At 33.6% G+C, this 12,339-nt stretch carries 13 protein-coding genes; 12 read left to right on the top strand and 1 reads right to left on the bottom strand.

The genetic code is table 11. The annotated features are described in order from the left end of the window. The first annotated feature begins 12 nt into the window (after positions 1 to 12). The 6 genes from ACQKP0_RS23560 (at position 13) to ACQKP0_RS23535 (ending at position 7,825) form a co-directional block, all read left to right on the top strand. Positions 13 to 2,277: an ATP-binding protein gene (locus ACQKP0_RS23560; RefSeq protein ID WP_427408260.1), complete on the top strand. Its 2,265-nt coding sequence runs from the start codon at positions 13 to 15 to the stop codon at positions 2,275 to 2,277. A gap of 12 nt (positions 2,278 to 2,289) precedes the next feature. Then, entirely contained in the window at positions 2,290 to 2,583 is a 294-nt protein-coding gene (locus ACQKP0_RS23555; RefSeq protein WP_427408259.1) for a hypothetical protein, read from the top strand. A gap of 97 nt (positions 2,584 to 2,680) precedes the next feature. Beyond that, entirely contained in the window at positions 2,681 to 2,830 is a 150-nt protein-coding gene (locus ACQKP0_RS23550; protein WP_427408258.1) for a hypothetical protein, read from the top strand. 70 nt (positions 2,831 to 2,900) lie between these two features. Continuing rightward, positions 2,901 to 3,824 carry a hypothetical protein gene (locus tag ACQKP0_RS23545; RefSeq protein ID WP_427408257.1) on the top strand — a complete coding sequence of 308 codons (924 nt, stop codon included), beginning with the start codon at positions 2,901 to 2,903 and terminating at the stop codon, positions 3,822 to 3,824. Positions 3,825 to 5,600: 1,776 nt separating this feature from the next. Continuing rightward, on the top strand, positions 5,601 to 6,962 hold the full coding sequence (locus tag ACQKP0_RS23540) for a DJ-1/PfpI family protein (RefSeq protein ID WP_427408256.1): 1,362 nt from the start codon (positions 5,601 to 5,603) through the stop codon (positions 6,960 to 6,962). A 653-nt stretch (positions 6,963 to 7,615) separates the two neighbouring features. Beyond that, on the top strand, positions 7,616 to 7,825 hold the full coding sequence (locus tag ACQKP0_RS23535; protein ID WP_427408255.1) for a DNA adenine methylase: 210 nt from the start codon (positions 7,616 to 7,618) through the stop codon (positions 7,823 to 7,825). On the opposite strand, the gene ACQKP0_RS23530 is transcribed toward ACQKP0_RS23535, so the two are convergent. Further along, positions 7,812 to 8,141: a hypothetical protein gene (locus ACQKP0_RS23530; protein ID WP_427408254.1), complete on the bottom strand. Its 330-nt coding sequence runs from the start codon at positions 8,139 to 8,141 to the stop codon at positions 7,812 to 7,814. The genes ACQKP0_RS23535 and ACQKP0_RS23530 overlap by 14 nt on opposite strands. A gap of 23 nt (positions 8,142 to 8,164) precedes the next feature. Here ACQKP0_RS23530 and ACQKP0_RS23525 point away from each other — a divergent pair, with 23 nt between their 5' ends. The 6 genes from ACQKP0_RS23525 to ACQKP0_RS23500 all read left to right on the top strand — a co-directional run bounded on the left by ACQKP0_RS23525 (position 8,165) and on the right by ACQKP0_RS23500 (position 12,332). Continuing rightward, positions 8,165 to 8,413, top strand: a complete 249-nt coding sequence (locus ACQKP0_RS23525; protein ID WP_427408253.1) for a hypothetical protein — start codon at positions 8,165 to 8,167, stop codon at positions 8,411 to 8,413. After that, positions 8,373 to 8,792 (top strand): Mu transposase C-terminal domain-containing protein, encoded by a 420-nt coding sequence (locus ACQKP0_RS23520; RefSeq protein ID WP_427408252.1) that lies wholly within the window; start codon positions 8,373 to 8,375, stop codon positions 8,790 to 8,792. The genes ACQKP0_RS23525 and ACQKP0_RS23520 overlap by 41 nt, the downstream gene beginning before the upstream one ends. Before the next feature lie 117 nt (positions 8,793 to 8,909). After that, positions 8,910 to 9,152, top strand: a complete 243-nt coding sequence (locus ACQKP0_RS23515) for a hypothetical protein (RefSeq protein ID WP_427408251.1) — start codon at positions 8,910 to 8,912, stop codon at positions 9,150 to 9,152. Then, on the top strand, positions 9,149 to 9,559 hold the full coding sequence (locus ACQKP0_RS23510) for a Tn7-like element transposition protein TnsE (RefSeq protein ID WP_427408250.1): 411 nt from the start codon (positions 9,149 to 9,151) through the stop codon (positions 9,557 to 9,559). The genes ACQKP0_RS23515 and ACQKP0_RS23510 overlap by 4 nt, the downstream gene beginning before the upstream one ends. 342 nt (positions 9,560 to 9,901) lie before the next feature. Then, positions 9,902 to 10,678 (top strand): hypothetical protein, encoded by a 777-nt coding sequence (locus ACQKP0_RS23505; RefSeq protein WP_427408249.1) that lies wholly within the window; start codon positions 9,902 to 9,904, stop codon positions 10,676 to 10,678. A 19-nt stretch (positions 10,679 to 10,697) separates the two neighbouring features. Then, positions 10,698 to 12,332 carry a P-loop NTPase fold protein gene (locus tag ACQKP0_RS23500; protein ID WP_427408248.1) on the top strand — a complete coding sequence of 545 codons (1,635 nt, stop codon included), beginning with the start codon at positions 10,698 to 10,700 and terminating at the stop codon, positions 12,330 to 12,332. Positions 12,333 to 12,339 lie beyond the last annotated feature (7 nt).

Genomic DNA, 12,339 nt, shown 5'->3' with positions numbered 1-12,339 from the left:
GGAGGAACTAGAATGATAGAAAAGATTCAGATTAAGGAGGTTGCATCCTACGATTCAACGGGAATTGAAGTTAATTTGAGTAAGATCAACTACATTTACGGCAGCAATGGTACGGGGAAAACTACTATTTCTGAATTGCTACGAAATGGTGATAATCAAAAGTTCTCTTCTTGTAATATAGAAGGGAAGCAAGGCAGCCTAGATTTTGATCTGTTTGTTTATAATAGAAATTTTGTTCAAGAGAATTTCAGTATCCACAAGAATATTAAAGGTATCTTTACTCTCGGAAAAGAATCTACTGAAATATTAGCCTTAATTGATGGGAAATTGAAAGATGCAGAGAAACATCAGGACCGGATTGGAAATTTAGAAAATAACATAAAGCAAAAAAAAGAGCAGTTAGAAATCTTAAAAACCAGTTTTATAAATCAGTGTTGGAATTTAAAACAAAGATATGATGAAAGTTTTAAAGAGGCATTTACAGGTCTTCGTAATAATAGAGAGAAATTTATGGAAAGGTGTTTGAATGAAGCCGCAAATAACAACAGTCAATTGTTTACAATTGAAGAATTAAAAAACAGAGTGGAATCCGTTTTTAATAGCCCTCAAGAAAAAGTTGGAGTAATCCCAATTATTGACTATGATAGTTCCTTGGAGAATCAATCAATCTTTAAAACAAAAATAATAGGTAAAAAAGATATTGATGTTGCTAAATTAATTTCTAAACTAAATATAAGTGATTGGGTACAACAAGGGCACAGACATATGGAGGATACAGATGGTATTTGTCCTTTTTGCCAACAAGAACTTCCTATAAGTTTTAAGGAGAAATTGGACGAATATTTTGATGAAACATATAGCGAACATATACAAACTCTTAATTCATCTATAGAAAAATATAAAAGTGATACTCTCGGCCTTTTTGAAAGGTACAAATTTCTTGTTAATGAAGACACCCCTTTCGTTAATAAAGAGAAAATAGCTTCTCTATTTGAAATAATGAATTCAACTTTTAAGGAAAATATTCAGTTACTCGAACGGAAGAGCATTGAACCAAGTAGAAGTATTGAGTTAAATTCAATTACAAGCTACCTTGAACAAATAAAATCAGAGGTTGAGCAGGCGAATGTACAAATTTCAGAGTTAAATAGGGTAATTGACAATATCAAAGAAGAAAAGGAAAGGTTAATAAAAGATATTTGGCGATTTATCGTTGAAGAGAATAAGAGTAATTATGAAAATTACATAAGTAATGTTGGAAGAGAGACTACAGCTTTAGAAGGAATGAAAAGAAGTCAGGATGGGCAAAAAGACCACAAAAAAAGACTAGAAGAAGAGGCGATTGAGCTACAGAATCAACTTACCAGTGTTTTACCTTCTATTCATGAAATTAATACGCTTCTTAAATCATTTGGTTTCACAAATTTCCAGTTGGCAGAATCTGATGAACAGGGTAATTACAAGATTGTAAGGGAAAACGGTGAAGATGCAAATGAAACGTTAAGTGAAGGAGAGAAGACCTTTATTACCTTCCTGTATTTCTATCAGCTTATTAACGGAAGTAATGATCAGGACAAAGTAAATACAGCAAGGGTAGTTGTGATTGATGACCCAATTTCTAGCCTAGATAGCAATATACTATTTATGGTAAGCAACCTGATAAATAATTTAAAGAAAAAGGTAAGGAGTAGAGATTCGAACTTTAAACAATTGATAATATTGACCCACAATGTTTATTTCCATAAGGAAGTTTCTTTCAATAAAGGCATGGGTAATAAAAGGCAGCCTGATGAAACATTTTGGATCATCAGGAAGACGGGTAATATATCTCACATTAGTGGGTATGAAGAGAATCCCATTAAGAATTCATATGAATTACTTTGGAAAGAATTACGAGAAAATCCTAATTCAATAACAACACCAAACATTATGAGGAGGATATTAGAAAACTACTTTAAGTTCTTCGGTAACGTTGATGTTAATGAAATTGTTGAAGGGTTCCCAGATGAAGATAAGGTGGTTTGCAATTCTTTATTGTCCTGGGCCAACGATGGATCGCATCATGTGAACGATGATTTATATGTAGATAGTAACCAAGAACAAAATACAATCTATCTTGAAGTATTTAGAAGGATTTTTATAAATTCTAATCATGAGTCTCATTTCAATATGATGATGGGGAAAATTGAAAGTGAAGTGGAAGAGAACTCTGCTAACGATGAGGCTAATAAGGAAATACAAGAGGCATTAGCTCAGGTTGCAGCTACTCAGGAATAGGAGATGAGAAAAATGAGTTTATTCGAAGAACTATTAAAATGGGATAAAGATCAGTGTCGAGTAGTAGGGAAGAAATTTGAATTAGGTAGTTGGAATAAATTATCTGAGAAAGATAGATTAGGGATGATTGGTGAGCTTATAGATTTATTATGTCAAAGATTGAAAATAAAAGATAAGCCAAAGGTAATTTTAACTACCCTTGATAATGCTTTTGGTGCTTTCAGTCCATCTGAAAATACAATATATATTGATAGAAAAACTCTTAGTAAGGGTGGAATTCTAACGGCTTGTTACTGTAGCACATGAGATAAGACATGCCTTTCAAAATCATATAGTAACCCAAGTATCCGAAGTTGAATCTACTAAACATCAAACGAATATTGAGAAAAGGATTAAGTTCGTTATGGCAAATGCTGGTAATCACCCCTGGAAAGAGTGGAAAGAAAACTTCAAAAGTTATATAAAAGAGGGTGATGATTATTATAAACAACCAATAGAAGATGATGCTTTTCATTATGAAGGGGTCTTTCTAAAGCAATTTTTTGTAGATTAATTATCCTTAAATCTAAAGAAGTATCCTAGATTTTGCTTCATCTTATTATCAAACTGTAGGGGGAAGAATTTTGGAGATTATTATCAATAATAGAGAATTTGATGAAAATATGGTTATTGCTATCAAACAGGCATTTGAACAGATTATTGAACAACTTCAGGAGCTTAATCTAGGTTCTTTGCAATACATAATTGTTCCGGATGACTTTGGAAAGGAACTTATTGAATTCCAACAACAGAATGGATTACGGGAGGGCTATACTAACAATGAGTTTGGAATTGCTGTGGGAAAGGTTTTGTCATACCTAGATGATGGTGATTTTAAAACAACTATTTTTTTCGATCCACGTATCATATATGCTTTGTTTGATGAAAATCTAAAACAAAATTCTATCCATTATATACACCATGAATTCTGTCATGTACATGATGACTATGAAAAGTATAGAGCATTTGGGGTAATTGATCTTGAGGAGGCCTTTTTTAACAGTTCAGATAAAGTTAGCCAAGTTGCATACGCTCACGCAGATTTAATATGGAGTGAATATATAGCAACAAAACTTTCTGCACCTTCAAAACCTGAGAATCATGATATTTATGTTGAAAGTTTATTAAGTCTAATTCCAAATACTAAAAAGCAGTGTGAAGAAGAAATTAAAGCATACCGTGCTGATGGGAATATCGATAAGTTATTTGGTGAGATCCAATTATCAACTTCTCAATTATTAAAAGTAACTGCATATTTCATTGGTTATTGTCACGGCTATAATATAGACCCACCTACCGAAATGAATGATTTTGTTGAACAATATACCTATTTAGATGGAGTGTGGGGAGAACTTCCAGATAAATTAAATAAGTTATATGAGTCTTATGGTACATGGGACGATGTGAAAGTGTTTAATCAATTGGCAGATATGGTGTTAATATTATGGGGAAACTTGGGTGTGTACCCCAAAAATAAAGATTGTCAGCTATACATTTCAGTCCCATAGGACTTTATAGGAAGGGGTTTTATTTCAAAGGATAAGTATTATTTATGGGAAATTTCTTGCCGTAGGTAATTCAAAAAAGGATTTATTAATCCGTTCATAAATTATCGAGTGCTGGAATTGAATTTATTATTAATGTTTCCTTCCTCATTCTTTTCTCTATTATATCTCCCTGTTACTTTCTCCTTCCCCACGCTAAAAAGTCGGTACCTACTGCTAAATAGTTGGTATCCAGAGCGGAAGGAAGAGAGAAGAATAAAGAGCAGGAGAACAATATGTATTCAATCTTGATTCAATCGTAAAATCAATATCAATTCGGGGCGGGTCCAATAGGACTTCGTCCCTTTTCTTTGTCTCCAATATCCCTTCAATCCCATGTCCAATATGGGTTTCAATCGTTTCTTCAATAAAAAAATCCGTAGGATTTCCGCTCTCTTTTCAGTGTGTTTCCCAACCGTAAAACTATCCCAAAATGACTACATTTCCTTTCTTTTCTCTCGATTCTTTCCTCCATTACGGTACCAACTTAATAACATTGTACGAATATTCGATACAAGCCAGAACGGAAAAAAGGGGGCGAAAATTAGGGTTTTGGGGAAGAACTATGTAGCAGAAGAAAGAGGGGTAGAGAGAAGAAGAGAAAGGGAAGAGGCTTAGAGCCGCAAGGGCTTGAGGGGGGTGTGGGAGTAAGGTTGGGGAGGGTACCGACATTTTAGCAGTTATATATCGGCAGTGCGAGTTTAGATGAATGGAATAAAGCTTTGGGAAAATATGAATCAAATGAAAGAGCATTAGAAATTCTTAATGAAATATTTATGAAAGTTGAAGAAAGCGATGGTATTTCTGTGACATTCACTATGCCCGAAAAGTAAGTATCGCTTTGTTCAATAAATGGGTGTGTTTGTAGAAGAACCAGCGATAGAAAATGATCAAACTTTTTTCAAAACGGATTCTTTTAATTTAACGTAAAATGCGGGTTTACGTGATGTTTCTAATCAAACTTTATAATAAAAATACAAAAATTAGATTTTTGTACTAAAATATAAGAAAGGAGATGTCAAATATGTAAATAATTATTATTTACATAGCATCTATAATTATATGGGGTGCGGTGTCCAAGAGCTTGTAAAATCTTCAAAAGAGAAGAATGGACGAAAAATAATAACTTTAATGTCTGCGGGTTCCTTATCAACGCTAGTTCTGATCATTTCACTTTTTTAAAATATCCAGTTTTAAAAATTGCGGTATAGAGCAGGCTAACGCAAAAGGGGAAGGTATATCGGAAGTTTTTGTATAATGTATTTGACCTCCACAATCGGGCACGGTTGCGGAAGATCATAGGATAAAAATGATCAAACTTTTTTATAAAAAATGTATACTAATTCATAAGAGAAGAATCCATTTTGATCATTTCAAAATGGATTCTTTTAATTTATTGTAAAACACTGGCTTGCGGGATATTTTTGATCAAACTTTATTTCAAAGCAACAGCTTTCTTATTAGGGAGAAGATTCAGCGGCAAAAGCGTTCTATCATGTACAGACCATGCTTCTCCGGCGCTGTGGGAATAGCGCGATCGAGTCATATTCAGAAAAGTGCGGTCAGTTATTATTTTAAAAGAAGCTTTCGTCTGCTGTTCGAGAAAAAGGTCCTTTACTAAGACCTTAGTCAGAGAAAAATATAATCCGCGGGCGGGTTTATTCAATTGCCTTCTTCCTTTATTATCGAAGTAAGTAACACTTCACAATTAACTAGAGAAAATTAAGGGAGAGATGGCGATTGAATAAAGTATGGCGTCTCATCGTGTATGTATGCGTTTTCGTTCTGGTTGTGGGAGGAACCGGAGCGATCGGTTTCATGAGCACGATGCAGGAGGCTATGTCGGTTTACGATAAGCCAGTTCCTGCTTCTCTACAAAGCATCCAAGCTCCTGCCTATGATTCGAAAAAGCCGACAGTGGCCGTTATTTTGGCGAATGAAGTGACCGAGGTGTTCGATTTTCTCGTACCATACGAGATGTTCTCCATGACGGGCTCGTACAATGTGTTTACGGCAGCTCCCGACAAATATATCAAATCGTTGACGGGCGGGCTTGATGTCGTACCCCATTACACTTTCGACGAGTTGGACAAATTGACGGGTAAAAGTCCCGATATAATCGTGATCCCTTTCATGCCGATTTTGGATGAGGCGAAATTCAAGCCTGTCCGCGATTGGATAAGGAAGCACTCCGGCAAGGAAACGATATTGTTGTCCATCTGCAATGGGGCGGAAAATTTGGCGGATTCCGGCCTGCTGAACGGGAAATCTGCGGCAACACATTGGGGAGATATCGGCAGATTGGAAAAGAAATATACCGAGATTACTTGGATAAGGGATCAGCGCTACGTGACTGACGGTAACATAGTTTCTTCGGCTGGATTGACTTCGGGGATTGATGCCACTCTGAACGTTATATCCCGGCAAATGGGAGAGCCAGTAGCGGAGAAAGTGGCGAAGGAAATGAATTACCCTTCATACGATTTTGTTCAGCATCCGCAAATGGAACCTTTCACGGCCGGATTGAGCGATATCGTCTATATTTTGAACAATGCGTTTCAATGGAGCAAGAAAAAGAACGGGGTCCTGCTGTATGACGGTGCCGACGAGCTGATGTTATCCTCGGCTTTTGACACGTACGGGGCTTCCGGAACGACAACAACATTGACGATATCCAACAAACGCGAGCCGGTCGTTACCCGACACGGTCTGAAACTGATCGCCCGATATCAAATAGAGGATGCTCCAAAACTCGACAAAATGATTTTTGTGGGGCCGGACGTTAAGACGCGCGCTGCGGATGATATCCGAAACTGGAACGTGAACGGTGGAAAGGCTGAGCAGCTTTTCCTGCACAGTGATTCGCCAGAGCGGTTCGCGATGGAACCTGCGTTTGAAGATTTGGCGAAACAAGAAGATATCTGGACGGCGAAATTCGCCGCCAAGCGGCTCGAGTACCGCGCCACAAGCCAGCTTAAGCTTGAAGGAGCACCAATTTCGTACGAAGCGTTCGGCATACCGATCGGTGTCGGCTTGTTGTCTATGTTCGTCGTTTATTTGGTAGAAAGACGTTTCGTAAGGAGAAAGACTGTTCCCGCATAAAACAGAAAGCAAAAGAAGCATCACAGTTTGTGAATTATTTATACATGTTTGGACCAGATTGGGAAGAAGAAGCACAATCTATTTAGGATTTCTTAAGGAAAAATGAGATTGATAATGCTTTTAAAGTAGCCATGATGGTTGATTACTATAAATTTAATTAAATTCCTTATTAAACAAACGAGTACCGATAGTTCAACAAGCTATGAGTAATTTTAGGACTAAGCCCATATTTTAGTTATTCCATTAAAGGGCGCGATTGTGGAGCAACAACATTACGAAATGATCAAACTTTATTCCAAACCTACATTTGTTGTAGTTTTATAAAAAAGATTGATCATTTAAAACAAAGTTTGATTATTTTAAATAAAGATTGATAATTTGTAATAAAGTTTGATTAAAAATAACCTCTTTGGGTATGATATCCATAAGAGGTTATTTTTGTTGTTTAGAAAAAGGTGGAATGAGAATGTTGCCAAAATATAATCCCAACAATCCTAGTCTTTTAGAATCGATAGTTTGCTTTACTGATAGTAGTATCATGTGATTTTTCTAGAATAGCTGTAGTAGATCGGGTTCATCTTTAGACAATCTATTTAGGAGTGATTTAATGTCCAAGCGCAAACGTTCAGCGTCTACCAATAAAAAGCTCAAAGATGGATAACTATGTTAAATATCTTGTGAATAGAAATAATATATCGACATACATAGAGCCTTTTGCTGGGGGAGCTGCTGTAGCTCTGCGTCTTCTAGTTAATAATGATGTTAAAAAAATTATTATTAATGATTACGATCGAGGGATTTATGCTTTATGGAATACTATTGTTAATCAACCAGAACGATTAATTAAACTTATTTTTTATTAAAAAACTGAGCCTCGAAAGTGTCTTTTTCTTTAAAATCCCAGCTAATTTGTTCTGAACCCAACTGTTCACCCGCATGAATTTTCATTACATGATTTGCCATTGCTTCAGAGTCAGAATAAACCTTAGCGTTAAGAATTAAAGTTCTTACATCGATATTATTTTTTACATTTTCTATAAAGCGATAGGTTTTCGGATACATAACTTTTATCAGTTCTGAAGTATTACCTAATAATAGTTTCAATGCGGTTAGTCTTCGGTTCCCATCGTATACGATATATTCATTGTAGGTATTATCGTAAAACAAATAACTATTCACTAACAGACGTATACCATTTTATTTTGCGTGATTTCTACTCAGACCGCTATAAAGAGAATGGTGAAATGAAATATCACGTTTGGGATACGAGTCGAATACCTTCATATAATCAGTTTTACTATTGGTTTAAGAAATTAGAAGATCCGAAAACAGATATTCAATTCCGTAAGAGCGCAAAGGAATTTGAGTCTAAACATAGACCAATTTTAAGTGATTCGAAATCCGAAACAAATGGTCCTAGAACGCCCATGGGGAAACGCTACTATTTCTAGAGTTGGTATTAAATTTAAGAACCTATTATATAGTTCAAAGCAAGCAATTGAAGAACAATGGTATTTAAAACTTAAGAATAGAAGTATCGAGATAGTTTATGATCCACGTAACGTAGAGAAAATTTATATTCCACATGATAATGGGGTGGATTTCGAGTCTTGTATTTTGCTTGAGCCAAGTCAACAATATCGCAACGACTTCTTAGAAGAAATTATTTTCCAACAACAATCAAAATTTGATTGGGCACTTACTAAACCAATTACCTTCACAGCTAGGGTTAAGCAGGGTAATAATAGCAGGACTGTACTCCAAATTGTTAATGTGAAGAATAAGCATATTCCATATGAAAATATTTCAATTTCACATCCAGAAATATAAGATAGAGAAAAATCTAACGAAGCAAAGAAAATTACTTATCATAAACAGAATCAAAAAGGTGATAAGGAGGAGTTTACACTAGATGAACAGGTAGATAGAACTATTGAAGATTTTGATTTGATCCAAATGAATCAATTAAAGCATGAATATACAAAAGTACCTAAAATTAATCGTGTTAAAGATAATTCTACTAAGCAACGAACTAAAGAAGATGAAAATACGAAGAAATACTATATTAACAATGATTCTATTCGTTCCACAGCAGATGTTGGAGGGGAACAGTTGGCGCGAGGATTAGAACATCACATGTTCATGAGATTCAAGTCCAAGGAGAACTACAAGATTTTATTAATGTATTGAAAGTAATAGAACAGTCTCCACAAGTAAAAGTAATCCAACTATTTATCAATGTGCTTCCCGATGGGATGGGTGAACGAAAATTCATGAGATTAAGTGATGGTATTACCAAAAGACGCTATGTAGTTGTTGAAGTATATATGGCTAATGGAAAAAAGTTCTATGTTATCGAAGTTGAAAGGGAAAATCGGTCTTTATCGACGTTAATTATGTCTTCATTCTCAATAAATAATTGGGAATCTATATACAATAGTTTACTTATAAATTTGGTTAATGTTAGTGGTACTTGGACAAGTAAGTCAATCCGGAGTATTGAAAAGCAAGGTATTAATGTTATTAAAGCAAAGCATAGTTTTAAAGGGATATATCATAGAGGGAAAATGTTACTAAATAAATTATTATATCAATAAAACTTTAAAAATATGGGGTTAGTTAGGGATAGAAATTTAGGACAATAAATCATTATTTAAAATGTAAAAATGTATTTTCTTTCGTTAATTTTATAAAAATTTTATGGCTACTAATCGATTAAAATAGCTTTGATTTTTTAAACCTTAAATTAGTGAATAATAGCGTAATATGATTGGGTAAACTAATAAAAAATATTTAAATCAGTCGGATTTAGTTTTTAATTGAAAGCATAAGGTTTTTCACAAATGTAGAATTTGGTACTTTTTATAAAGATAATTTGACATTAAGAGTTATTTATCGATAAAATAATTTTATCGATATAAAGACTGGGAGGTAATGTAGTGAAGATGTATCCTTTATATGAATTTCCTCCTTCTATGGAAGTACTTGAAAAAATTCTAATTCATATAGATTATAATCAACCTATTTCAAATGAATTGCTCAAGAATTTTGTTAGTGAATTAATCGGTAAACGTTCTTCAAGAACAAATATTACTATTAAGGAACTAAAAAAATTAAATATAATCGAAGGAACTTCAGAATTTAGTCTCACCTGGGAGACCCAATTATATTTAGATTTAAAAAGGCCTGTAGACGGATTAATATTATATTTAGTTTATCGGATTCCAGAGTTATTTAAGGTTTGTAAAGATATATGTTTTATCGATCCTGAATTTAAATTATCAAAACCAAAGCTTTTAGAAGAATTATATGAATTAGGTTATGAGGAAGGAAAATTATCTACAAATAGGGAGAAACTATTTGGTTTGATGCGAATAATAAAGATTTGTCAGAGGGACACTGTTGATAATCCTTTTGAACAATATAGTAATTATATTAGTTTTTTAAAGCATTTACAGAAGCTATATTTAATACTTACTAATAATCAATATGATAAAAATATTACACTGGTTGAGCTACAAAATGAAATGATAAAAGAGAAAAATATAGAGAAAAAGGAATTTAAAGATTTTATAAGTCAATTATATTTTGATCCAATATTATCCTCACGTACATCGTTCTCTACGGTTAATAATGACTTTGCTTCTAAAGGATATGTTCAGATAGCTGATAAGAAATTTTATTATTTGAAAATAAAGGAGAACTTTAAACTTTAATTTTTTTAGGAGGAGTAAAATGGAATTAATCCAATTTATTGAGAATTTATTTGTAAATGAAACCAATTTAGAAAAGAAAATGGTTATTAAAGAAATAAATGGGATGAAAAATTCGCAACCACCTGAAAAGCCAACTTTTATTATAAATCAAAATGAAACAAAGAGTCGTTTAACTCAAAAGTTAACAGATTGTATGCATGGATACGGATTTGAACATATTGTTTTAACAGGAAAAGTGGGTGGTGGGAAAACTCATTTTTTGAACTGGATTGAGTCAAGAATGAATGAAAATGGTAATTTTTACATGGTGAAATTTCAAGTGCAAGAAACTAGTACTGTTAAACATAGCTTTGTAAAAATGATAGTTTCAAAGATTTTTCAACAATATTATGAAGACTTCACTTATGCAATGAATTTATTAGCCAAAGAATTCGAAGGGGAATTAGACGGCGAACAAGATCTAGTGATAGGTATATTATGTAATAGATATAAGGTGTCGAGCGATTTAGCAAGATTATTGTATGAAGTTTGTGCAAAAACGAAAAAAGAAAGTGCAGCTATCAGGGTAATGGGTGCTTCGCATGGAAGAACTGAATTATCAAGACTAGGGATCAAAAATTTAAGTGATTCAGATTACATAAAGATAATTCAATTTTTCTTGCAGTATAAAAAGAAGGATGGGTATTTATTAGTTTTATTAGACGAGTTTGAGCATGCATATCTTTCCTTAACTCCCGCTGCACGTAGGAATTTCTTTACAAGTTATAAAGCTTTTATAGATGAAGCTGTTAGATTTGATCCGGCGAGCCTTGTATTGATTACTTCTGTTACTGAACAATATGAAGGGCACTTACAAGAGAAGGTAGGAAGCGCAGAATTAGCATTATGGTCAAGAATCCAGCATCAGGTCAATGCTTTAAGCGAATTTAGCCCTGCAGATCTTTTTGAATTTAAGGAACTATTTAGTGAGTTGTCTGTTAGATATAAAGTTGCCTATGATTATGATATTTATGCTAAAAATGAGTTGGAAATGAGAAAACGATTTTTAGAAAGATTAGGTGGAGATACGGCGCAACCAATAAGTTATAGAGATGCAATATTAAATATGTTAGGTATAATGGATGATCTACGTATGAATAAACAAACATTAGAAATTTCTACTGATACTCGTATAGAGTATGAAAAAATGATTCAAGAAGTGAAAAAACAATGGGAAGATGCTCATCATAATGCTAAAACGGGTATCATTAAAAGCTCCTTGGAAAAATTATTAATGGAATTAGGATATGAAAAACTACATTTAAAAGATGAGTTAGGATCAGTTTTATTTGTCTCTAGCGGGGGGACTAAAAAATTGTTGTATATTTCAACAGTTTCTAATTCTAAAAGTTTAGCGACTAGTATCGATAAGTGTATTAAATATAAAGATAATTTGAGTTCTAAGGACGCTGATTTTGAAACTATATTTATATATCAAAAGCAATGGGAAACAAAAGCGATTGTCCAGATGCTAAGTCTTCACCCAGATATTCATGGATTAGCTATTACTGAACTTGAATTATATAACCTCTTTGCATATAAGAATGTTAAGGACGAGGTTTCAAAAGAAAAAATGGTTTCTGAATTAGAAAGAGTTATAAATGATATAAAATGACTTTGAA

This window comes from Heyndrickxia sp. NPDC080065, assembly GCF_050281185.1.
In the GTDB taxonomy this organism is placed as follows: Bacteria; Bacillota; Bacilli; order Bacillales; family Bacillaceae_C; genus Heyndrickxia.
The sequence above is the reverse complement of the archived record's forward strand: the minus strand, read 5'-3'. Positions and strand labels throughout refer to the sequence as shown.

Coding starts and splice junctions, on each gene's coding strand:
- ACQKP0_RS23560 (WP_427408260.1), top strand. CDS start 13: ATGATAGAAAAGATTCAGATTAAGGAGGTTGCATCCTACGATTCAACG.
- ACQKP0_RS23555 (WP_427408259.1), top strand. CDS start 2,290: ATGAGTTTATTCGAAGAACTATTAAAATGGGATAAAGATCAGTGTCGA.
- ACQKP0_RS23550 (WP_427408258.1), top strand. CDS start 2,681: ATGGCAAATGCTGGTAATCACCCCTGGAAAGAGTGGAAAGAAAACTTC.
- ACQKP0_RS23535 (WP_427408255.1), top strand. CDS start 7,616: ATGGATAACTATGTTAAATATCTTGTGAATAGAAATAATATATCGACA.
- ACQKP0_RS23520 (WP_427408252.1), top strand. CDS start 8,373: ATGGTCCTAGAACGCCCATGGGGAAACGCTACTATTTCTAGAGTTGGT.
- ACQKP0_RS23500 (WP_427408248.1), top strand. CDS start 10,698: ATGGAATTAATCCAATTTATTGAGAATTTATTTGTAAATGAAACCAAT.